At 55.6% G+C, this 20,487-nt stretch carries 21 protein-coding genes; 9 read left to right on the plus strand and 12 right to left on the minus strand.

The window, feature by feature from the left end; translation table 11 throughout:
- Positions 1 to 22: 22 nt before the first annotated feature.
- The 4 genes from ABLU67_RS12550 to ABLU67_RS12565 form a co-directional block, all read right to left on the minus strand.
- The gene (locus ABLU67_RS12550) at positions 23 to 697 is read right to left on the minus strand and encodes a methionine ABC transporter permease (protein ID WP_046878497.1); all 675 of its coding nucleotides are present in this window, start codon (positions 695 to 697) and stop codon (positions 23 to 25) included.
- 1 nt (position 698) lies between these two features.
- Positions 699 to 1,922 carry an SfnB family sulfur acquisition oxidoreductase gene (locus tag ABLU67_RS12555; RefSeq protein ID WP_047723712.1) on the minus strand — a complete coding sequence of 408 codons (1,224 nt, stop codon included), beginning with the start codon at positions 1,920 to 1,922 and terminating at the stop codon, positions 699 to 701.
- 272 nt (positions 1,923 to 2,194) lie between these two features.
- Positions 2,195 to 2,833, minus strand: coding sequence for a CatA-like O-acetyltransferase, family 1 (locus ABLU67_RS12560; RefSeq protein ID WP_025105858.1), 639 nt, complete (start codon positions 2,831 to 2,833; stop codon positions 2,195 to 2,197).
- Between the two features lie 30 nt (positions 2,834 to 2,863).
- Positions 2,864 to 3,247, minus strand: a complete 384-nt coding sequence (locus ABLU67_RS12565; protein ID WP_048262238.1) for a VOC family protein — start codon at positions 3,245 to 3,247, stop codon at positions 2,864 to 2,866.
- Between the two features lie 93 nt (positions 3,248 to 3,340).
- On the opposite strand from ABLU67_RS12565, the gene ABLU67_RS12570 reads away from it, so the two are divergent.
- Positions 3,341 to 4,111: a DeoR/GlpR family DNA-binding transcription regulator gene (locus tag ABLU67_RS12570; protein WP_004851588.1), complete on the plus strand. Its 771-nt coding sequence runs from the start codon at positions 3,341 to 3,343 to the stop codon at positions 4,109 to 4,111.
- Positions 4,112 to 4,123: 12 nt separating this feature from the next.
- Here the strand turns inward: ABLU67_RS12570 and ABLU67_RS12575 are convergent, their stop codons facing one another.
- Entirely contained in the window at positions 4,124 to 4,753 is a 630-nt protein-coding gene (locus tag ABLU67_RS12575; RefSeq protein WP_014229623.1) for a LysE family transporter, read from the minus strand.
- A gap of 224 nt (positions 4,754 to 4,977) precedes the next feature.
- Here ABLU67_RS12575 and ABLU67_RS12580 point away from each other — a divergent pair, with 224 nt between their 5' ends.
- Positions 4,978 to 5,613, plus strand: a complete 636-nt coding sequence (locus ABLU67_RS12580; RefSeq protein WP_004119381.1) for a carbonic anhydrase — start codon at positions 4,978 to 4,980, stop codon at positions 5,611 to 5,613.
- A 106-nt stretch (positions 5,614 to 5,719) separates the two neighbouring features.
- On the plus strand, positions 5,720 to 6,526 hold the full coding sequence (locus ABLU67_RS12585) for an MBL fold metallo-hydrolase (RefSeq protein ID WP_109240441.1): 807 nt from the start codon (positions 5,720 to 5,722) through the stop codon (positions 6,524 to 6,526).
- Positions 6,527 to 6,548: 22 nt separating this feature from the next.
- On the opposite strand, the gene ABLU67_RS12590 is transcribed toward ABLU67_RS12585, so the two are convergent.
- A complete protein-coding gene (locus tag ABLU67_RS12590; RefSeq protein ID WP_186006115.1) occupies positions 6,549 to 7,433 on the minus strand; it encodes an SDR family oxidoreductase in 885 nt (294 codons plus the stop codon).
- Positions 7,434 to 7,806: 373 nt separating this feature from the next.
- Between ABLU67_RS12590 and ABLU67_RS12595 the strand changes: the two genes are divergently transcribed.
- A complete protein-coding gene (locus ABLU67_RS12595) occupies positions 7,807 to 8,199 on the plus strand; it encodes a YdeI family stress tolerance OB fold protein (RefSeq protein WP_200914248.1) in 393 nt (130 codons plus the stop codon).
- Positions 8,200 to 8,220: 21 nt separating this feature from the next.
- The gene (locus ABLU67_RS12600) at positions 8,221 to 8,370 is read left to right on the plus strand and encodes a hypothetical protein (protein ID WP_004851580.1); all 150 of its coding nucleotides are present in this window, start codon (positions 8,221 to 8,223) and stop codon (positions 8,368 to 8,370) included.
- A 37-nt stretch (positions 8,371 to 8,407) separates the two neighbouring features.
- Here ABLU67_RS12600 and ABLU67_RS12605 read toward each other — a convergent pair whose 3' ends face one another.
- The 5 genes from ABLU67_RS12605 to ABLU67_RS12625 all read right to left on the minus strand — a co-directional run bounded on the left by ABLU67_RS12605 (position 8,408) and on the right by ABLU67_RS12625 (position 16,006).
- A complete protein-coding gene (locus ABLU67_RS12605) occupies positions 8,408 to 10,018 on the minus strand; it encodes an FAD-NAD(P)-binding protein (RefSeq protein ID WP_348852319.1) in 1,611 nt (536 codons plus the stop codon).
- A 182-nt stretch (positions 10,019 to 10,200) separates the two neighbouring features.
- Positions 10,201 to 11,775, minus strand: a complete 1,575-nt coding sequence (locus ABLU67_RS12610; RefSeq protein ID WP_221842451.1) for a carbohydrate porin — start codon at positions 11,773 to 11,775, stop codon at positions 10,201 to 10,203.
- A 117-nt stretch (positions 11,776 to 11,892) separates the two neighbouring features.
- Positions 11,893 to 13,290 (minus strand): PTS transporter subunit EIIC, encoded by a 1,398-nt coding sequence (locus ABLU67_RS12615; RefSeq protein WP_025105851.1) that lies wholly within the window; start codon positions 13,288 to 13,290, stop codon positions 11,893 to 11,895.
- Between the two features lie 7 nt (positions 13,291 to 13,297).
- Positions 13,298 to 14,965 carry an alpha-glucosidase gene (locus ABLU67_RS12620; protein WP_260632052.1) on the minus strand — a complete coding sequence of 556 codons (1,668 nt, stop codon included), beginning with the start codon at positions 14,963 to 14,965 and terminating at the stop codon, positions 13,298 to 13,300.
- A gap of 42 nt (positions 14,966 to 15,007) precedes the next feature.
- On the minus strand, positions 15,008 to 16,006 hold the full coding sequence (locus tag ABLU67_RS12625; RefSeq protein ID WP_004851570.1) for a LacI family DNA-binding transcriptional regulator: 999 nt from the start codon (positions 16,004 to 16,006) through the stop codon (positions 15,008 to 15,010).
- Between the two features lie 354 nt (positions 16,007 to 16,360).
- Between ABLU67_RS12625 and ABLU67_RS12630 the strand changes: the two genes are divergently transcribed.
- From ABLU67_RS12630 to ABLU67_RS12645, 4 genes are read left to right on the plus strand one after another with little or no spacing between them, the layout of a single operon-like run.
- Positions 16,361 to 16,864, plus strand: a complete 504-nt coding sequence (locus ABLU67_RS12630) for a hypothetical protein (protein WP_046878490.1) — start codon at positions 16,361 to 16,363, stop codon at positions 16,862 to 16,864.
- Between the two features lie 9 nt (positions 16,865 to 16,873).
- Positions 16,874 to 17,320: a YetF domain-containing protein gene (locus ABLU67_RS12635; RefSeq protein ID WP_025105847.1), complete on the plus strand. Its 447-nt coding sequence runs from the start codon at positions 16,874 to 16,876 to the stop codon at positions 17,318 to 17,320.
- Positions 17,321 to 17,332: 12 nt separating this feature from the next.
- Positions 17,333 to 17,851, plus strand: coding sequence for a 2-oxo-tetronate isomerase (locus ABLU67_RS12640; RefSeq protein ID WP_009653693.1), 519 nt, complete (start codon positions 17,333 to 17,335; stop codon positions 17,849 to 17,851).
- A gap of 22 nt (positions 17,852 to 17,873) precedes the next feature.
- Entirely contained in the window at positions 17,874 to 18,863 is a 990-nt protein-coding gene (locus tag ABLU67_RS12645; RefSeq protein ID WP_134897281.1) for an SDR family oxidoreductase, read from the plus strand.
- Here ABLU67_RS12645 and ABLU67_RS12650 read toward each other — a convergent pair.
- Entirely contained in the window at positions 18,860 to 20,485 is a 1,626-nt protein-coding gene (locus tag ABLU67_RS12650) for an alpha-amylase family protein (RefSeq protein WP_224259933.1), read from the minus strand. The genes ABLU67_RS12645 and ABLU67_RS12650 overlap by 4 nt on opposite strands.
- Positions 20,486 to 20,487 lie beyond the last annotated feature (2 nt).

A 20,487-nucleotide genomic window follows, 5' to 3' on the forward strand; every position in this document is an offset into this window, starting at 1 on the left:
TGTCTTATTCCTGAAGCTATTGTTATTTGCGGCTCATCGCCTTCACCAGACGATCGCCGCTCATTTGTACTATCTGCACCAGCGCAATCAGCAGCAGAACGGTAATCGCCATGATGTCCGTCTGGAAGCGCTGATAGCCAAAGCGGATGGCCAGGTCGCCCAGCCCGCCGCCGCCGATGACCCCGGCCATCGAGGTGTAATCCACCAGTAAAATCGCGGTCACGGTCACGGCGGCAATCAGCCCGGCGCGCGACTCCGGCAGCAGGGTGTGCCAGATAAGCTGCCAGGTGTTGCCGCCCATCGACCAGCTGGCCTCCACCAGGCCGTGCTCCACCTCGCGCAGCGCGGTCTCAACCAGCCGGGCAAAGAAGGGCGCGCAGCCGACAACCAGCGGCGGGATGGTGCCTTCAACGCCGAGCGAAGTGCCGGTAATCAGCGTCGTCACCGGGATCATCACGATCAATAAAATGATAAACGGCAGCGATCGCAGGACGTTGACCCCCAGCGACAGCAGGCGATAGAGGCGCGGCGCGTGAAGCAGGCGAGGCTGGCCGCTGAGATAGAGCACAATCCCCAGCGGCAGGCCAATCAGCACGGTAAAGCCCAGCGACCAGCCCAGCATGGTCAAGGTATCGACGCTGGCCTGCGCCACGTCGCCCCAGTCGATATTCGCGAAAAAAGCCAGCGCGCGGTTCATCTCAGTTCCAGTCATGGCGTTGCGGACGAATGCCGTTGAGCACCCAGTTGCCCAGCAGCTGATATTTCCAGCGCACCGGGTCGTGCAGGGTGTGGACGCGCCCGTTGCGCCAGTGGCGATCAAGATTGAGGGCGATGCTGGTCGAGCGAGTGCCGCTAAGCTCAAACAGGCGGCTGGCGGCTTCCAGCGCCGCTTCGGTGGTAAAGACCTTGGCGCGCGCCACGGCGATAGACGCCTGGGCGACGTTATCCTCGCTCAGATCGTATTTATACCGGTCGAGCACCTTCCCGGCCCGCTCCAGCAGCGCGTCGGCGGCCGCCAGGCGGCTGTCAAGCTGGCCTATCTGATAGATAGTCAGCGGATCTTCGCTGGCGCGCTCAACGCCGGCATCAATCCACGGCCGGGCGAATTCGCTGACAAAGCTTACCGTATCGCTAAGCGCCGCGCGGGCGATCCCCAGATCGATGGCGGCGGTGGTGAGCTGGGCAAACGGTCCGGCAAGGGTTGGCGTCGCGTAGGATTTCCACGTCGGGAACAGGTGGAAAGGCTCGACGGCCAGATCCTCCGCCAGGACCGTCCCGCTGGCGGTGGTGCGCTGGCCGAGGCAGGCCCAGTCGTCGATGACCGTCAGCCCTGCAGATTCGCGCGGAACAAACGCCAGCTGCGCGTTATTCTCCGCATCCAGCGCCAGAATGCCGATCCAGTGGGCGTAGAGCGATCCGGTGCAGTATCCTTTACGACCGGTGATGCGCAGACCGCGATCGCTGGCCTCCAGGCGGGTGCGGATATCGAGCACCGTCTTACCGCCGGTCTCAGAAAGGGCATTGGCGAAGCGATAGCCTTTCAGCACCTGAGCGAAGAAAAAGGCCTGCTGCGCTTCGCTGCCCTGCAGACGAATATCCTCCAGCAGGCAGTAGTGGTTCTGCGGGATTTGCCCCAGCGACGGGTCGGCGGCGGAAATAATCGCAATCACCTGAGCCAGCGTCGCGGCAGAAACCTCGGCGCCGCCCCACTGCCGCGGGACGGTAATCCCCCACAGGCCGCTGTTGGAGTAGGTATCGATAATCTCCGGCGGCACGCTGCCGCTGCGATCGCGTTGCGCCGCGTCGGGCTGCAGTACCGCCGCGATCTCATGGGCGATGGCGATCGCTTCGTCATCGCTGCGGATAACGTATGCCTTTGGCGTCTGGCGGGTATAGCGAAGGGTTAGTTTTTCGTCGGGCATAGTCACATCTCACGGTTCAATAAACGGTATATGCAAAAAATAACTATCTAAATAGTTAATAATTCCTGTGGGTTATATGACAGCTAAAGCAAAGGCTATGCCAGAACACATTTCATTTTTAATGTTTATTAATCAGTGAGATAGGTTTTGTGGAAAGCGCGCGGGCTGCTGCAATTGCAACCTGAGGCAACCCGCGTGTTGGATTTGCAGCAGCGCAGGGAGGGGAAGCCACCCCGGGAAAGGTCGGGGCAGGGGAATGACAGGGACGATATTTATTCTGCCTGCCAGAGGGTCTCCGGCTCGGCGAACCCCTCTTCGACTCGGGCAAAGAAGCGGCTGGCGTGCAGGCCGTCAACAAAGGCGTGATTGAATTTGCCCGCCACCGGGATTATGCCGTTTTTCAGCTTGCCCCAGGTGAGGGCGGGCACCGCCGCGCCGACGTAATACTCCGCGTGAGTGATGGCGCTGAAATGCAGCCACGGCAGGCAGCTGGCGCAGAAGAAATTCTCGCCGTTGACGATAAGCGGCGCCGGCGCGGTATGTTTCGCCGCTTCAATGTTCGGCGTGGCGGCATGGCTGAAGGCGGCAAAATCGGCGGCGTTGTCGCACCAGACCTGGCGAAAGCCTTCCTGGGCGGTCATCACCGGCGTCATTACCGCCAGCTGGTCATATTCGATAATATCGTCGCCCAGCAGCCGCTGTTTCAGCTGCGGCACCCCGTTCGCCGCGCGAACCAGGGCGTAGAGCGCCAGCTGGAAAAACGAGACGCCGCGATCTTTCGCGCACTCATATAGCCGCTGCGCCTCGACAGGAACGCAGAGATTAAAGCTGGGGTTGGCAAAACCGCGATAAAAATCAAAATGATCTTTTCGCGGCCAGTTTTGTTTGTCGATTACGCGATAGTTGGCCACGGGCGTCTCCTGTTGAGTCAGTGCCTGATACTATGCGACGATTTCAATCAGGTTGCCATCGGGGTCTTTAATCACCGCTTCATAATAGCCATCGCCGGTGGTCCGCGGCGGCGAGACCAGAATCCCCTGCGCGGCGGCGCGGTTTGCCAGCGTATTGACCTTTTCAGCGCCGCCAACGGTAATCGCCAGGTGTACCCAGCCGGTGTGGTTGTTATCCGCCGTCTGCGCGACAAGCCCCGGCTTGGTCATCAGCTCAATGGCAATGCCGTCGCCAATCTTGACAAAAAAGGACTCAAAGCCCGGGTTGGTTTGGCTGCAGTACTTCTCATTAATCTCGCCGTCGAAGAAGGCCACCCAAAAGCGGGCCTGTTGCTCAAGCTGGCGGGTCCATAGGGCGATGTGGGCAATTTTCATAGCAAACCTCTTTATAGGGTGTATTGACAGTCAGGGTCTGAATGCACGATCATGCACTTTGTTGCTCGATAAAGATTTTATCAGGAGTTATTTGTGCTCGATTATGCTGCTTTTCCTAAACAACGACAAGCGCTTATTTGCCAGATCCTGCAGGAGAACGGCAGGGTGGTTTGCGCCGAACTCGCCAGCCGCCTTAACGTCTCCGAGCATACTATTCGCCGTGATTTACATGAACTTAGCCGCGAAGGGTACTGTAAAAAGGTCTACGGCGGCGCGGTCATGACCCTGCCGGAGGCGGGGGACTATAGCGAGCGCAAAGAGAAAAATACGGCGACAAAAAGCAGGATCGCGCAGAAGTGCGCAAAGCTGGTGAAGCCCGGCGGCTGCATTTTTATCGATACCGGCACCACCAACCTGGCGATGGCGGAAGCGCTGCCGGCGGAGCTGGCGTTAACGGTGGTCACGAATTCTCCCGAGATCGCTGCCGTACTGCTCAAAAAACCGCTGTATGACGTGGTGATGCTTGGCGGTCAAATCCAGCGGGCCAGCGGCGGCTGCGTGGGCGCCTCCGCCGTGGCGCAGATTCAGGGCATGCTCTTCGATCAGGGATTTATCGGCGGCTGCGCCATGGCGCCTGAGTCCGGTCTGACGGGCTTTGACTACGCCGACTGTGAATTTAAAAAAGCGGTGATAAAACAGTGCAGCGAAATCATCGTCGGCCTGACCTCGGATAAAATCCCGGCGGTGGCGCGCTTTGTGGTGGTCGAAAGCAGCGCCATTGACGTGCTGGTGGTCGAGGAGAATATCAGTCGCGAATATCGCGACGCGTTTAGCGAACACGATATTCGTATTTATACCGTTTAAACGGTTGCTGGCCTACTTTGACAGCGAAGTGGCAATCAGGCGCAGGCCGAGCGCGCCCAGCACGGTGGCGGTGACGATATCGATCTTACGCTTCATGCGCAGGTAGACGCTGCGCGGTCGCGCGGAAGAGAGCACCAGGGCCACCAGCGAATACCAGCTGACGTCAATCAGGAAGCTCATCAGCGGCACGATATAGTAAAAGGCCAGCGGGATGCGCTCCGGCAGCAGGGCGGTAAAAATAGAGGCGAACACCAGCGCCGTTTTTGGGTTGCTGAGCTGGGTATAGAGGCCATCGCGGAAGGTTTTCAGCAGGGAATGTTCCGCCGCCATGCCGCCTGCCGCAAAATCCATCGGCTGCGCCGCGCCGCGGTAGATTTTATACCCCAGCCAGAGCAGATAGAGGCCGCCCGCGACCTTCAGGCCAATAAACATTTCCGGCACCGCGGTCAGCACTTTTTGCAGCCCCATCATGGCCATAATCGAAAAGATAGCCGCCCCCGTCCCGGTTCCCAGCGCGGTGACCAGACCATGCATCCTTGAGCGCGCAACGGCGTTGCGGGCCACGTAAATAAAGCTTGGGCCGGGGCTGATCACGCCCATAATGAGTACGGCGGCAATGGCCATCAGGCTGGATAAAAACATAAACGCTCCTGGTTGATGTTGAGCGCTAAAGTCGCATCCGGCTCCCGCTCATGATTGTTTCACCGTCAAAAAATAAACAATCTTTAGCGCGCTGTCACCCGACTTTACGGCGCGATGTTTCATCGCCTGTTCGAATAACGATTCCCATTTCGCGCGTCGGTGATAAACTGGCTAAATGTGATCTTTGTCATATCGTCATTAAAACAGAGAAAAGAGACACTGCTATGCAACATATCATTGAGGGCTTCCTCAACTTCCAGAAAGAGATTTTCCCGCAACGTAAAGAGCTCTTCCGCAGCCTGGCCTCCAGCCAAAATCCTAAAGCGCTGTTTATCTCTTGTTCCGATAGCCGCCTGGTGCCGGAGCTGGTGACCCAGCAGGAGCCGGGCCAGCTGTTTGTGATCCGTAACGCCGGGAATATCGTGCCCTCTTTCGGTCCTGAGCCGGGCGGGGTTTCCGCGACGATCGAGTATGCCGTCGTGGCCCTGGGCGTGACCGATATCGTCATTTGCGGCCACTCCAACTGCGGCGCGATGAAAGCCATCGCCACCTGCCAGTGCCTGGACCCCATGCCTGCCGTTTCCCACTGGCTGCGCTACTCCGATGCGGCGAAAGCCGTCGTGGAGAAGAAAACCTGGGCCAACGAGACCGATAAAGTCAACGGTATGGTGCAGGAAAACGTTATCGCCCAGCTGAACAATATTAAAACCCACCCGTCGGTTGCCGTGGGTCTGCGGGATAGCACGTTGCGTCTGCACGGCTGGTTCTACGATATTGAAAGCGGTGACATTCGCGCGCTGGATAAAAACAGCAAAACCTTTGTGTCGCTGTCGGAAAACCCTGACGTTTATTTCGAATAAACTTCTCTTTCAGGGCACGGAAGCCCTGAGATGCTCACCTCCTGCCATAAATTTCCTGTCTGCCATACTCATTACGGCTTCCTGAATGATTTCTTAAGGAGAAGTGATGATTAAGCTGTGCGCAACCTGCGGGACGTCTTATGACGATCGCGGCAACACCCTGAACCATTGTCGTATCTGTGAGGATGAACGCCAGTACGTCCCGGCCAGCGGGCAGGTCTGGATCAAGCCAGACGATCTGACCGAGACGCATACGAATACGTGGCAGCAGCATAACGATCGGCTGTTGAGCGTCAGGACGGTACCGAAATTTGCAATCGATCAGCGCGCGTTTCTGCTGCTAACGCCGCAGGGGAATATTCTCTGGGACTGCATCGCCAATCTTGATGCCGCCAGCAAAACGCTGATTACCGCCCTGGGCGGGTTAAACGCGATCGCCATCTCCCATCCTCATTACTACACCACGATGCAGGACTGGGCCGACGCCTTTAATGCGCGAATTTATCTCCACGCCAGCGATCGCGAATGGATTATGCGCGATAGCCCGGCCATCACGCTATGGGAAGGAGATGCGCTGGAGATCCTCCCGGCGGTGCGGCTGCTGCGCCTGGGCGGCCATTTCGCCGGAGGAACCGTTCTGCACTGGGCGAAAGATGACGGTATTATGCTGGCGGGCGATATTATCCAGGTGACGCCGGGGGCGCGCGCCGTTTCGTTTATGTGGAGCTATCCCAATTTGCTGCCGTTGGCGGCCGCCAGCGTGGAGAAGATCGTTGAACGTCTGGGCGATACGCCTTTCGGGGCGCTGTACGGCGCCTTTAAGGGGCAGAACGTCCCCAAAAATGCCCGGCAGATCGTTCTGGACTCAGCGCAGAAATACCTCGCCTGTCTTAAGACGACGGCACACCGCTGAGAGGCGCGCCGCCGCGCGGGATTTACAGCACGCCGTCGCCGCCGTCGGAGCACCATACCTGGCCGGAGGTGAAGGAGCAGGCATCAGAGGCAAGGGTAACGTACAGCGGCGCAATCTCTACCGGCTGCCCGGGACGCCCCAGCGGCGTATCGGCGCCGAACTGACGCACCTTCTCATCCGGCTGGCCGCCGCTTGACTGCAGCACCGTCCAGTAGGGACCGGGGGCGACCGCGTTTACCCGGATACCCTTCGGCCCGAGCTGTTTGGCCAGCGATTTCGTGAACGCCACCAGGCAGGCTTTGGTTTGCGCGTAGTCCAGCAGGATGGGGCTCGGCTTAAAGGCCTGCACGGATGAAGTATTAATAATCGCGCTGTGTTCTTTAAGATGACGCAGGGCGGCTTTGGTGATCCAGAAGGCCGCATAAACGTTGGTTTTGAAGGTGGCGTCAAAGTCGGCGGTGGTGAGTTCTTCCAGTGATTCGCAATATTGCTGGCGTCCGGCGTTATTGACCAGAATATCCAGCCCTCCGAGTTCGCTGGCGGCCTTTTCCACCAGGGTTTCGCAGAAGGATTCGTCGCGCACATCTCCCGGAATCGCGACGGCTGTACGTCCTTCGGCCTGAATCAGGGCAATCACGGTTTCCGCATCGGACTCCTCTTCCGGCAGATAGTTTATCGCCACATCGGCGCCTTCGCGGGCGAAGGCGATCGCGACCGCGCGCCCAATCCCGGAATCGCCGCCGGTAATCAGGGCGCGCTTACCGGCGAGCCGCCCGGAACCGACATAGCTCAGCTCACCGTGATCCGGCTGCGGCTTCATCTCTTCGGCAAGACCCGGCGGCGATTGCGGCTGGTCAACAAAGGGGGGACGGGGATACTTCGCGGTATTGTTAGCGCTGTCGCTCATACTGACCTCCTCGTGTTAAAAGAGTAAGCGTAGTTGCCTGGTCAGCCTGCCGTGGAATATTGAAGAATAATTGAACGGCTTCGCTGTTATAATTTTGGCGCTTTGATTCCTCTCCCATCGGTAATTTACTGATTGCCGGGAAACTTTTCAAAATGAGAGGCACCAGCAGCGTTTGGCATTTTAGGATTATTCTATCGCAAGCCTGACGGTATATTTAGCGCCTTTTTAATGCTGTCCGGCGCGCATATTTACGCGGGCGGTGAAGTCGTTAAAAATATTTCCCGGGCGACTCATCAGGTACGGAACTTGTGAAAATGAACATCAGCAACCAGACTTATTAAGACAAGACAAAAATATGCCGGAGGTATGGTTGATGAAAAAATTACTGCCCGTTATTTTCTGTGCGCTGATGGCTCAGGGCGTTTATGCCGCGGACGACGGGGGATTTAAAAAAGATGCCGCTCCGCCGCCGCCGCATAAAATTGACGATGGCTACCGCGGGACGGAGGACGGACGAATTATGACCGTGCGCCAGGCCCTGGAAATGCACGATGGGGCAACCATCTCATTACGCGGCAATCTTATCGAGCAGCACGGTAACGACCGCTATAGCTTTCGCGATAAAACCGACACCATCGCAGTGGTTATCCCCGCCGCGGTTTTTGATGGCCGCGAAGTGAAGCCCGATCAGATGATCAGCATCAACGGCAGCCTCGATAAAAAAATGACGCCGCCGGTAGTGCGGGTGGACCGGATCCAGAAATAACCGCTCAAGCAGGAGGAATTGATGTCCGTACAGCATCCAGCCGACCCGGATAAGCGGGGCCGTCATCCATCGAAAGAGGACCCGCGCGAGCAGGGGGAAGTGCCGCGTAAAAGAGACGACAGCGAAGATCATAAAAAAGATCCCTGGCATCCCCAGCCTGAAAAGCGTTAAAAATAGCCGCCCGTCAACGGGCGGCTATTTTTCTTTCCTAAAGATCGAGCGGGGATAAACGCCTGCGCGAGCGGCTTGCCGGCTGGGATATCGCTTTCGCTATCGCCGCGCCGATCTCCGCGCAGGCGGTGATACCCTGAACGAAAGGCTGGTCGTGCATCAGCCAGGGAATGGCGGCGAACGCGATGCGCTCGCGTACTTCGGGCGGTTCCCGCAACGTATAGTCGTCTCCGACCTCAGGAATCTCTTCTCCGGTCGCCAGCAGCTGCTCCCTTAAATGCGGGAAGGGAAGATCTTTATTTTTCAGCGGCTTTTGCCCTCTGGCATCAATAAACACATCAAACGTATAGCGATTTTGTTCGCTGGTAATCACCGTTTTTTCCTGCTCTACCGCCATCTCATAGTCATGCCCTAAGGCGAGAATAGTGATGACGCCCGCTTCGCGCAGCGCCAGCAGCCGGCGGATAGACTCTGAAGGAATGGCGGCATAGCAGTCGATAAAGACCCGCGCAAGGCCATTTTTGAAACGCTCCCGGTCATGGTCATTAAGGTGAGGCACCATCGTCTGAACGGCTTCATGCAGCCGCAGGATCGCGTAGCGCCAGGGAACCGTATATCGCGCGCGTTTGTTGCGCTCAACCTCTTCAAGGTTATCCAGCGCCCAGTGGAACGGATTATGCTGCTGGCGTTTAGCAAACCACGCCTCGCTGAAGCTGTCGGCGTTAAGGCTGTGAAGGGCGATATTTTCGCTCCATAGGGGGTCGGCAAGCGTGATTTCCTGCGCCACCAGCTCAAAGACGCGATCGAGCAGACCGTCGTTGCCCGCGGCGATGGCTTGCTCCATCGCGCTTTCGCTGACGATGCTCAGCGGCTCCCAGGGAATAGGGCAGTAAAAATCCGCTTCCGGCAGAATGCCGGAGCGCGACATCAGCGCGATGCTTAGCGCCTCGCTTGCCTCGTCCAGCCTGAAGGCGAGGGCGTCATCGTCGGACCCTATAAACCGACCGTGCTGGACGGCGACGGCCATCGCGGCGTCAATTCCGCTTAGCGAGGTACCCATAATGCCCACCCGGCAGGGGGGAATGCTGGCCTCCATGAGGCCAGACCACGGGCTGGGAAACCAGGTGCGGGTCGACTCTTCTTCATCGGGCCAGACGTGTCCGGTGGCGATTACCGCGAGGTCAAAGGCTTCGGCGACCGGCTCATCCTCAACCCACAGTCTGACCCCTTCTTCGGTCGCCTGCAGGTCGCTGACCCGGCAGGACTCATTGACCCGGATGCGAAAACCCTGCTCCCTGGCCTCTCCGACCAGCGCAAGAAACTGGTCGCGAAAGTATTCACCCAGCAGGATGCGCGGTAAAAATTGACGATCGTGCAAAGCGTCGTAATCCACGCCGTAGCGCGCAAGGCGGGTCCGGCTCTGGGCTTTCAGCCAGTCGAGATAGCTGCTCTGAATGGGAGGGATTTCAATGCTGGCGATATTGGCCAGCATCATGCGCGAATTCTCTTCATCGCTGTAGGGCATGCCCACGCCCGCTTCCTCGGCCTGCTCGTAAATTGACACGTCCAGCGGCTCGCCCTGTTTGAGTAATGAGAACAGGGTATAAATTCCGGTTGGACCTGCGCCGATAATGGCAATTTTCTTCATAATGACTGACCCGCCGTTGTTGTTATCACATTTGTTGTCGGTGGCCTTCCGCCAGTTGAAAAGCTCCACGATAGATCATTTCCGGGTAACGGAAATCTGGCCCAATAATTGTGGTTCAAAATGAGGAAGAGGGCCAATTGCTGGCGCGCATCTTCCTCGGGGTTAGTCAAAGAGGCAGGCTTTCAGAACCAGGTTTCGAGCTGGGCGCCGAAGAATAGCGTCCCCGCGCTATGGTATCCGGCGCTGCCGAAGGTGTCCGTCGAGGAGTAGTCATCCAGCGATTTGTCCCAGCGCATCCAGGTGGCAAAAAAGCGGATTTCCGGGCGTTCAAAGAAGTCCGTCACGTTCTGCATCTTGAAAGTAGGAGCAAACGTCAGCTTGTAATAGCTGCCGCTGGCAGCTCTGTTGCCATTAAAGCCTTTCGGATCGATATCCATATACTGATAGCTGCTTTCGTACTGCAGGGCGAAGTTCTGCTTAATCTGCTGAATTATTCTCGCGTTCAGGGTCACCCAGTCGTAATGGTCTGAATCGATATAGCGGCTATTGCTGCTCTGGGCGACGATCAGCGGCGCGAAGCTCAGCCTGTCGGTGAGGGACGTTATCCCGTAAGAGGCAAACTTGACGGTCCATGCCGGGTTTATCAGATAGCCGTCGGAGCCCGGGCCGCGAACCTCCGCCCCCAGCGCGCGGCCATAAAGCAGGGCCGTTTTGGTACTGCCGGGACGCAGGCCGTAGAAGCTGTCGCCATGGTACGCCAGCATGGTGTTGAACCCCTGCGAGGCCGCTTTATCCGACGCCAGGCCATCGTTAATGCGTTTATCGTTGTCCTGCGAGTATAACCCGTTGAGCATCCACTGCCAGCTGTCCAGCCGGTTATTCAGCGAGAAGGTGTAGTTTTGAATATAGGTGTTATCCGCGCCGGTCATGTTGTTATATTCAACGTTGTCCATCGTATCGATATCGTTGAAATTACGCCCGTATACGGCGAGATTGGTTTTGATATCGCCCCACAAGTTCACGTCATAAATACCGGCGCCGGTACCGATTAAATTCATCATATCGGAATCAAGCCAGTGAATATCAAAGTTATCCCGGTCTTCACGCTTGCCGGCCCACAGCGTGGCCTGTTTAAATGCGCCGCTAAACGAAGGCATATCGCTCATTTCGACAAACGCCTGCCGTACGTTCATCTGACCGTTGAATGAACTGTCGGTATTGTACGTTTTATCCCACTCGGCGATTTTCATGTAATAACGCAGCTGGCTGTTATTATCATATTTTCGCCGGTAGTTGATATCGGCGGTTACGTAGGTATCTGATTCATTGCCCAGGCGCCCGACGCTGCCGCCGGTACTGCCCGCAGGCGTCAGAGAGGGGCCTACGGTGCTGGTGGTGCCTTTGCTGGTCAATATTCCGCTGCGCGCGTAGCCGCCGAATTTAATCTCCCGATCCTTCTCTTGTGCGATAAGAGGCTGCGACGGTTTACTTTTTATTCGCGCCAGGTCTTGCTCGGTTTGCTGTTCGACAAACTGTAATCTTTCTTGCGCGCGCGCCGCGTTTTTTTCGGCGCTGGCCGCTCTTTTTTCCGCAGCGTCTATTTTTCGCGTCGCATCCTGTAATTGGATGCGCGACTGTTTTAATTCGGCCTCAAGCCTTTCGAGTCGGGCGTTAATTTCATTCAGGGTCGTATCCGCCGCAGCGGCGGATGCTGGCAAAGCCAGCGCGCAGAGCGTAAGCATATAGGCTTTCATCATTAATACCTGTACAGGGGTAGCTGTGCTCTGGACGCGCGGGCGCAGAGCACAGGTTACTGTGCCATTAAAATGGGATGTTTATTGGGGTGTTAAATTAATAGTTGGGCTTTATTTTTTTCAGGCCTCTTTGGTCGCTTTATCGGTTTTGACAAAAATGAACGTGATAATAAAGGCAAAAATAAAGACCGCGAGTCCGACGGTAATATAGGTAACAAACTGATAGCGATCGTAGAGATACATCAGCGGCGACAGCAGGACCGCCAGACCGTATGAGTTCGCTTTTATCGACAATAGCGACAGCACCATGCCGCCCAGCGCCGAGCTGGTGAGCATCACCATTATCGCCCGTAGCCCGGATTGCATCACGATACCGAATAAAGCCGGTTCCGAAACGCCTAATAGCTGAGTAATGGTCGCGGAAATCCCGGCGGTTTTAAACGCGATATTTTTCGCCTTCAGTGAAATAGCCAGACATACGGCGGCGTTGGCAAAGCCGTACATCGCGCACACCGTAATTAATGGATTAAACCCGGTACCGGCAATCAGCGAGGTTTCAATCATAATAAACATATGATGCATCCCGGTCATCACGGCAATGGGATAGATGAAGCCGATTAACAGACCGCCAATACCCGCAGGCAACGTCAGAAATTGCTGAATAGCCATCACGGCATAATGTTCAAACGCATGCACCAGCGGCCCTAAAACCAGTAAAGCGATGGCCACCGCAATCAGGATGACGATAAACGGCGTAAAAATCAGATCCATCGAGTTGGGCATCACCCGGCGGAAAAAAATTTCCAGCTTAGCGCCGATAATGCCGGTGATCAGGGCGGTCAGAATAGACCCCTGATAGCCGACCAGAGGAATAAAACCCAATACATAAATTGGGCTGCTGTTGCCGTACGCCACGTCATAGGCGTTCGGCAGCGCGGGGGAGACCAGCATCAGGCCGATTAAGAAGCCGATTATTGGCGTACCGCCAAATTTCTTAAACGCCGACCAGCAAATAAACGCCGCCAGAAAGGCGAAAGCGGTGTCGCAAAGCACCGTGGTCAGCGTTTGCAGCGCCACCGGAACCTGATGAACGCTGCCGCCAAACCACGCCTGGACGGTATCGTTAAAAATGACCCCCTTCAGGCCGAGAAACAGGCCGGTGGCCCCGAGTACCGGGACAATCGGCACAAACACGTCCGATAAATTGCGAATTCCCCGCTGTAACCGGCCCGTACTCTGCTTCGTCATTTCATCCTTGCTGATTTCGGCCACCTGGAATTCGTTAACAAACGCCTGGTAAACCTTATTGACGATCCCGGTTCCGAGGATTATCTGATACTGGCCAGCATTAAAAAATACGCCTTTGACTTCGCTAATATTGCGGATTTTATCGTCATCAATTTTCTGTCGATCTTTTACCTGCAAACGTAAACGGGTGGCGCAGTGGGTGGCTGAGGCAATATTTTCCTTGCCGATGATATTCACGATCTCAACGGCGATATTTTTATAGTTGTTCATATTTGACTCATTCCTTAACGAGAAGGGTTTGATAGGGTTTCAGGGGAGTCTCAGCGTTGGCATAATTATTGAGGACAATCTCACCCGCCGGGAGCGTAAAGGGCAGAGGCTGTGCGCTTAAATTGGTTATCGAGATAAAACGCGCGGTCGCCGTTCTCCGTTCGTAGGCAATGATGCGATCGTCAACGTCTTCTATGGCGGCGAATGAACCATAGATCAGCGTTTGCGGATAGTGCTTATTTCGCAAGGCGATCATCTTTTGGTAAAACGCGAATACTGAATCCGCATCGTTTATCTGGCTTTGCGCGTTGACGCTGAATTCAGCTGCGGAAAACGCCAGCCAGGGCCGCGCGCCCCGGTTAAATCCGCCGTTGGCGCTATCTGACCACGGAAAGGGCGTTCGCGAATTGTCCCGCGAGCGCTGGTTGATAAAGCCTAACGCCTGCTGTTCAGAGAAACCTTCCGCCAGGGCGCGGTGGTAGTTATCAATACTGGAAATATCGTCAAATTCCGCGATCGATTGTCGGCGGAAATTTTTCATCCCCAGCTCCTGGCCCTGATAAATAAACGGCGTTCCGGCCATAAAGAAGTACATCGCGGCCAGCGCTTTGGCACCGATGTCATTTTGATAATCCGCGTCGCGGATAAGCTTGGACAGCGCGCGGGGCTGGTCGTGGTTTTCAATAAACGTCGTTCCCCAGCCGGCCTGGCAAAAGGCCCGTTGGCTGGCAAATAGCGCCTCCCTGAATTCGCGAACGTTCCAGTCGCGCTGCTTAAACCATTCAGAACCGTTTTCGACATCAATATCGGCGGCGTGAAAATCGAAAATCATATTAAAGTAGCCGTCTGCCCCAATATAGCTGTCGTACTCTTCCAGAGGCACGCCCGGCGCTTCGCCCACGGTTACGCAGCGGTGACGACGGAAAGTGCGCTCTTTTAGCTCATGGAGAAAGCGCTCGATGCCCGGACGGTTGCGCGATTTCGCTTTAATCGATGCCAGACCATCAATACCGTCTGCGGGCAGAGAGGCGTAGTCCTGATCTTTTTTAATAAAGGTAATTGCATCGATGCGAAAACCGGCGATGCCTTTATCCAGCCACCAGTTAATCATGGCGTAGATTTCCTCGCGCAGCTGCGGGTTTTCCCAGTTGAGATCCGGCTGCTTTTTATGAAAAACGTGCAGATAGTAGCACTCCTCGCCAGCGACTTTTTCCCACGCGCTGCCGCCAAAAATCGATCGCCAGTTATTGGGCGCGCCGCCCGCCGAGGCGGGTTTAAAGATGTAATAATCACGATATTTCGATTGAGGGTCGGCCAGCGCGGCCTGAAACCAGGGGTGTTCATCGCTGGTATGGTTAACCACCAGGTCGACCATTACCTCAATGCCCAGCTCGCCAGCCTGTTTAATCAGGTTATCAACGTCCTGCATCTGGCCTAAATCGGGATTCACCGCATAGTAGTCCGCGATATCGTAGCCGTTATCTGCTCCCGGCGAGCGGTAGAACGGCGAGACCCAAATCAGGGTGATGCCCAGCGTTTTCAGATACGGCAGTTTAGCGATAATACCCGGGATATCGCCAACGCCATCGTTATTGCTGTCATAGAAGCTTTTTGGGTACACCTGATAAATAACCGATTCTTTCCACCATGCGCTTTGTTGTGATTGATTCATCATTTCTCCTGAGTATGAAATCGATACCATATTGAGTGAAAAAAATTACGCCGAGGCTCTGATAACCAGTTCCGATTTCAGGTCTTCCTCGTCATAGCGATACTGCGTGTGGTTGATCAGGGACAGCAGGCGTTCTACAGAGATGCGGCCCAGCTGCTCAATGGGCTGGCTAACGGTAGTGAGCGGAATATGCACCATCTCCGCCACGGGAAGGTTATCAAAGCCCATGACCGCCAGTTCGCCGGGAACGCTGACGCCGTGGGCCGATAGCGCGGAAATCAGGCCGCAGGCGACCTCATCGCTGCCGGCGAAAATCGCATCGGGACGTTCGCTTTTCGTCATCTGCAGAATTTGCTCAGCCAGGCGCTGCCCGTCGCGCCAGGTGTGGACATGACGAAAAATAAACCGCTCGTTAACCGCCTGCTGTCCGTCTTGCATAGCGGCAATAAAGCCGCGGTTCCTTCTGCTGCCGTGGCCCTTTTGCTGGAATGCGCCACCGGTGGAGTAGGCGATTTTTTTATACCCTTTGTTAAGCAGCCAGCTGACGGCGTTATAGGTTGCCAGTTCATCGTTCATTCTGACGACGGGCAAAGTGGTATTATCTATGCTGGTGTTGCACAGCAGGATAGGGCCATATTTCTGATATTGCTCAATGACGTCTTTGTCACTCTCTACGGCGCATAAGATCAGCCCGTCGATGATTTTTTTCTTCAGCAGATCGAGACAGTTTTCTTCTTCGCCCGCGCTATTGTGGTTCTGGACGATCAGCACCGAATAGCCGTTTTTTCGTGCCGTAACTTCAAGGGCGTCGACCAGGCTGGCAAAAAAAGGGTTGGTTATCCTTGAGATAAGCACGCCAATCCGGTGGGTTTTCACCCCGCGCATCTGCTGCGCGACGGTGCTCGGCTCGTAATCCAGCTCTTTCATGGCCGCGAGGATTTTTTCCTTTTTATCTTCAGAGATATAAGGATGATTGTTCAGGAAGCGGGATACCGTCGTGACCGACAGGCCGGCTTTTACAGCGACGTCTTTTATGGTTGCCATGGTTTTTATGAAATCGATATCACATGGGCATAAAATATTTTCGCGCAGGAGTCGGGTCAACCTCATTTTTATAAAACATGACCTGACTCACAATAAAGTTAACGACACGCCTGCTGAGCGGTACGGATGTTGTCGCGGGCAACGGCCTAAGCTCGAGACAACATCCGTGCACCCGCCGCGCTAAATGGAAACATCTTCCTCCGGATGGAGGCGGGGGAGATGCTCAACGAATAACAAGCGAGATGTCCCGTTTTGCTATTATTCAGGGTTTGGCGCGACGAACTTGACATATTAAACCGGGTTGCTATTCCTTAATCTGGCGCTCCGATAATAAGCGCAACGGTGAGGTGAAAAATGGCAAGTGAAAAAGAGAGGCTGCCCGGGATTAAAGAGAACGAATTTTTTCTTAATTTTGAATGCGCTGCCCGCCAGATAGGCCTCGGAATATTATTGGCGATCATACTGGCAGCCCTTTTGGGTCTCTTTTCTGGAGGATATTTTAGCACTGCCGAAAAAACAACTGCGCAGCGCAATTTAACGGTGGCCTATGACCGCTTCGGTCGTTTGCAAACTGAATTCAGGCTAAAGATTACCGCCCACCCGCGGGTCGCGGATAAATATATTTTTAGCCTTGGCGGTGATTTTACCTCTTCTTTTGAACCTGGCAGTATCTGGCCCCGGCCAGACAGGATGTACAGTCAGAACGACCGGCTCTTTCTGGTCTATAATGATTTGAAAAGCATGAATGATTTTTCTATATGGCTCTACGTTACGCCCACCCGCCCAGGTAAGTTGAACCACTCTTTGCAGCTAAACGGCGAACCCGAAATCCGCTTCTGGCAATTTATTTATCCTTAGGAGGATGCGATGGAGATGGTCTTGCGTGCGTTAGCGATATATTTAATTTTGCTGGTGGTGTTTAAAATCGCCGGCCGCCGGGCGCTATTACAAATGACCAGCTTTGATCTGATTTTATTACTTATTATCAGCGAGGCTACCCAGCAGGCGCTGCTGGGGAACGATTTTTCGGTGACCGGCGCAATGCTGACGATTATGACGCTGGTGGTCGTGGATATGCTTTTCGGATTAATGAAGAAATATTCTGCTGGCGCAGAGTCAGCGCTTGATGGTTGCCCGGTGATTTTAGTCGAAAATGGCGTGCCGTTAATTGACAAGCTGAAAAAAGTGGACGTCTCCTGTGATGATATTCTGGTCGCCGCGCGGCAGAATCAGGGTATTACGGAATTAAGTAAAATCAAATATGCCATACTGGAACGGAATGGCCACATTTCTATTATTCCTGCTGAGAGTTAAAAAGGTCTTTTTATGTCAAATAACCCTTATAACCAGGCGAAAACCACCGGCGAGTTGACTAAACAGGTCGCCAGCGCGCTGATTGACCGTCGTTTACGCTTAACCACCGCGGAATCCTGCACCGGCGGTAGCCTGGCGGCAGCGCTGTGCGCGGAAGCGGATACGGCCGCATTCTACGATATTGGCTTAATCACTTTTAGCGATCGGGCGAAACAGCAGCTTCTCGACGTCAACGCCTCAACGCTGGAGAAATATAGCGCCGTCAGTCGGCAGACCGTTGAAGAGATGTCCACCGGCGCGCTGGCGCGTTCCGGGGCGGATATCAGTATCGCCATTAGCGGATACGCGGGGCCGGACGGCGGCGATGACGGGACGCCTGCGGGGACCGTCTGGTTCGCGTGGAACTTTCGCGGCAGTATCGACGCGCATAAAACGCTGTTTTCCGGCGAGTGCCAGGATGTTGTGGAGAAAGCCGTACGCTATTCACTGGCGATGCTCATCGAGAAACTGCCCGGCTGGCAGAGCGCATAACGCTTTTATTGCGGAGGTTTATATGGCAGTCATGGCGATCACTGGCGGTACTGCGGGAGTCGGTAAAGCAACGGCCCTGCGCTTTGCGCAGGCAGGCTATGACGTCGGCATTATTGCCCGCGATGGCCGAAGCCTTGAGGCGACGAAGCAGGAGCTCCTTCGTTGCGGCGTTCGGGTGCATACCGTGCAGGCCGATGTGGCAAATGCCGATGCGCTCTTGACCGCCGCCGGCGAAATCGAAAATCGGCTCGGGGCTATCGAGGTATGGGTCAATAACGCGATGTGTGCGGTGCTGGCGCCTTTCAGAGCGATGACCCACGACGAATTTAGACGGGTAACCGAGGTCACCTATCTCGGCTACGTTAACGGGACTCGCGCCGCGCTGGCGCTGATGACGCCCCGCGATCGCGGAGTGATTATCCAGGTTGGCTCCGCGCTCGCCTATCGCTCCATTCCGCTACAGTCCGCCTACTGCGGGGCAAAGGCCGCGATTCGGGGTTTTACCGATGCGGTACGTACGGAGCTGATGCATGAGAATAGCGGCGTGAGTATTGCGATGGTACAGATGCCGGGGCTGAATACGCCGCAGTTCGAGTGGGCGCGCAATAAGTTTGCCTGGGCGATGCGCCCGGTGCCGCCCGTATTTCAGCCGGAAGTGGCCGCCCAGGCTATCTTCAACGTCGCGCGCCGGCCCGTACGCGAACTCTGGGTAGGGAGCAGCACGATTCAGTCCATTATTGGGCAATTTCTTTTCCCGGGCTTCCTTGACCGGCTGATGGTCAAAAAAGCGTGGGAAGGGCAAATGACCCGGCGCTTGAATGCCGACGACCGTCAGGACTATCTCGAACAGCCGGTCAGCGGATTGCATAAAACGCACGGGCGTTTTTCCTCTGAGGCGAAATATCGCGCCACCGCCATCACTTCCGGCGTGCCGGGAAAAGCGCTGCTGGGCGGCGCGGCAGCGGCGGGGGTACTTTTAGCAAAATGGTTCATCTCGCGTAAAAAACGCTAACGCAGCGCGCTACTGTTGGTCCAGAACCATCGATAGCCATATGCGCTAATCTCCAGCTTAGCGTGCTTACCGGGAGTGAGCGCGTCCGCGTAGGTTTTGTCGGCCAGGCAGGGCGTCCACACCGCCGCATAGATCCCTTTCGCGGTAAAACGCAGCGGTTTATCACTGAAATTAAGAAAGGCGATAACGCTGCGCTCGTGGTCATCGTAGCAGATCCCGAGAATCGCCTGCCGATCGGTGCTAATGATGCGGAAAGGCGCAACGGCGATTTCCGGAAATTCTGACCGCGTATTGGCGATATCAATAATACGGTGCAGGAGAGAATGGCGGTGCAGCAGGGAATCCGCGACGTTGACTTTCTGATAGCGAAACGGCCCCCGGTCGATCATGGGTGCCACAAACGTCTGCGGATCGGCTGCGGAGAAGCCGCCGCCCGCTGAACCGGCCCACTGCATCGGCGTACGCACCGCGTAGCGCTCTTCCAGCGCCAGGTCGTCACCCATGCCGATCTCATCCCCGTAGCGCATGATCGGTACGCCAGGCAGCGAAAAAAGCACGGCATGGCAGAACGCCAGCCGCCGCCGGTCGCCGTTCAGCATGGGCGCCAGCCGACGGCGAATACCGCGCTGATAAACGTTCATCTCCTTATCCGGCGCGAAGGCATCCAGCACGGTCCGCTTGTTCTTATTACCGATCCCTTCAAGATCCAGTTCATCGTGGTTGCGCAGCCAGTTTGCGAAGCAGCAGGCGTCAGGAGGCACCACCATTTTCTTGATGGCGTCGATCAGCGGGCGGGCGCTCTGGCTGGCGAGGCTGACGTAAAAATATTTGTTCAGCCAGAAGTTAAGTACCATATTAAGTCGGTTATTATCGCCAAAATAGTCGCGATACTGCGCCACCTCAACGTCGACTTCGCCGAGCAGTATGGCCTGCGGATTATGTCGTTCAACCAGCCGACGCAGATGTTCCAGGAGCCATAGCCCGCGTTTCTCCTCGCCGCGTCCGGCCTGTTTCGTCAAATGCGAGGCGGCATCCAGACGAAAGCCGGAAACCCCCAGCTTCAGCCAAAAGATAACGATGTTTTCGACCTCTTTGATCACCGCGGGAGAGGCCAGATTGAGATCGGGTTCATGGCGGTAAAACATATGGCGAAAATATTGCCCGGCTTCGTCATCCCACGACCAGATGCTCTCTTCGACGCCGGGAAACATGGGCGGCGTATCGTCATCATCGCTATCTGCCCACAGATAATAGTCGCGGAACGGCGAGCGACGGCTGCGCCGCGCTTGTTGAAACCAGGGGTGAGCGTCGGAGGTATGCTGGATCAGCAATTCAATAATAACCTGCATGCCTAATTCGCGGGCCTGCTCGATAAAAGCAATGATATCAGCCAGTTGACCAAATCGCGGATCGACCTGCAGATGGTCGCTGACATCGTAACCCTCATCCAGAAACGGCGTCAGGTAGAAGGGCGTTATCCAGATCACCGTCGCGCCCAGCCGGCGAATATAGCGCAGCTTCGCCGCGATCCCGGCGATATCGCCGCAGCCATCGCCGTTAAGATCGTAAAACAGCGCTGAATCAATCTGATAGATAATGGCCCGCGTATGCCAGTCAGCCATAG

This window comes from Klebsiella sp. GN_Kp190, from assembly GCF_040061795.1.
Classification (GTDB): Bacteria; Pseudomonadota; Gammaproteobacteria; order Enterobacterales; family Enterobacteriaceae; genus Klebsiella; species Klebsiella michiganensis.

Excerpts from the sequence above, each read along its gene's own strand:
- ABLU67_RS12550 (WP_046878497.1), bottom strand. The coding sequence starts at position 697 with ATGAACCGCGCGCTGGCTTTTTTCGCGAATATCGACTGGGGCGACGTG.
- ABLU67_RS12555 (WP_047723712.1), bottom strand. The coding sequence starts at position 1,922 with ATGCCCGACGAAAAACTAACCCTTCGCTATACCCGCCAGACGCCAAAG.
- ABLU67_RS12565 (WP_048262238.1), bottom strand. The coding sequence starts at position 3,247 with ATGAAAATTGCCCACATCGCCCTATGGACCCGCCAGCTTGAGCAACAG.
- ABLU67_RS12575 (WP_014229623.1), bottom strand. The coding sequence starts at position 4,753 with ATGTTTTTATCCAGCCTGATGGCCATTGCCGCCGTACTCATTATGGGC.
- ABLU67_RS12580 (WP_004119381.1), top strand. The coding sequence starts at position 4,978 with ATGCAACATATCATTGAGGGCTTCCTCAACTTCCAGAAAGAGATTTTC.
- ABLU67_RS12585 (WP_109240441.1), top strand. The coding sequence starts at position 5,720 with ATGATTAAGCTGTGCGCAACCTGCGGGACGTCTTATGACGATCGCGGC.
- ABLU67_RS12590 (WP_186006115.1), bottom strand. The coding sequence starts at position 7,433 with ATGAGCGACAGCGCTAACAATACCGCGAAGTATCCCCGTCCCCCCTTT.
- ABLU67_RS12595 (WP_200914248.1), top strand. The coding sequence starts at position 7,807 with ATGAAAAAATTACTGCCCGTTATTTTCTGTGCGCTGATGGCTCAGGGC.
- ABLU67_RS12600 (WP_004851580.1), top strand. The coding sequence starts at position 8,221 with ATGTCCGTACAGCATCCAGCCGACCCGGATAAGCGGGGCCGTCATCCA.
- ABLU67_RS12605 (WP_348852319.1), bottom strand. The coding sequence starts at position 10,018 with ATGAAGAAAATTGCCATTATCGGCGCAGGTCCAACCGGAATTTATACC.
- ABLU67_RS12610 (WP_221842451.1), bottom strand. The coding sequence starts at position 11,775 with ATGATGAAAGCCTATATGCTTACGCTCTGCGCGCTGGCTTTGCCAGCA.
- ABLU67_RS12615 (WP_025105851.1), bottom strand. The coding sequence starts at position 13,290 with ATGAACAACTATAAAAATATCGCCGTTGAGATCGTGAATATCATCGGC.
- ABLU67_RS12620 (WP_260632052.1), bottom strand. The coding sequence starts at position 14,965 with ATGATGAATCAATCACAACAAAGCGCATGGTGGAAAGAATCGGTTATT.
- ABLU67_RS12625 (WP_004851570.1), bottom strand. The coding sequence starts at position 16,006 with ATGGCAACCATAAAAGACGTCGCTGTAAAAGCCGGCCTGTCGGTCACG.
- ABLU67_RS12630 (WP_046878490.1), top strand. The coding sequence starts at position 16,361 with ATGGCAAGTGAAAAAGAGAGGCTGCCCGGGATTAAAGAGAACGAATTT.
- ABLU67_RS12635 (WP_025105847.1), top strand. The coding sequence starts at position 16,874 with ATGGAGATGGTCTTGCGTGCGTTAGCGATATATTTAATTTTGCTGGTG.
- ABLU67_RS12640 (WP_009653693.1), top strand. The coding sequence starts at position 17,333 with ATGTCAAATAACCCTTATAACCAGGCGAAAACCACCGGCGAGTTGACT.
- ABLU67_RS12645 (WP_134897281.1), top strand. The coding sequence starts at position 17,874 with ATGGCAGTCATGGCGATCACTGGCGGTACTGCGGGAGTCGGTAAAGCA.
- ABLU67_RS12650 (WP_224259933.1), bottom strand. The coding sequence starts at position 20,485 with ATGGCTGACTGGCATACGCGGGCCATTATCTATCAGATTGATTCAGCG.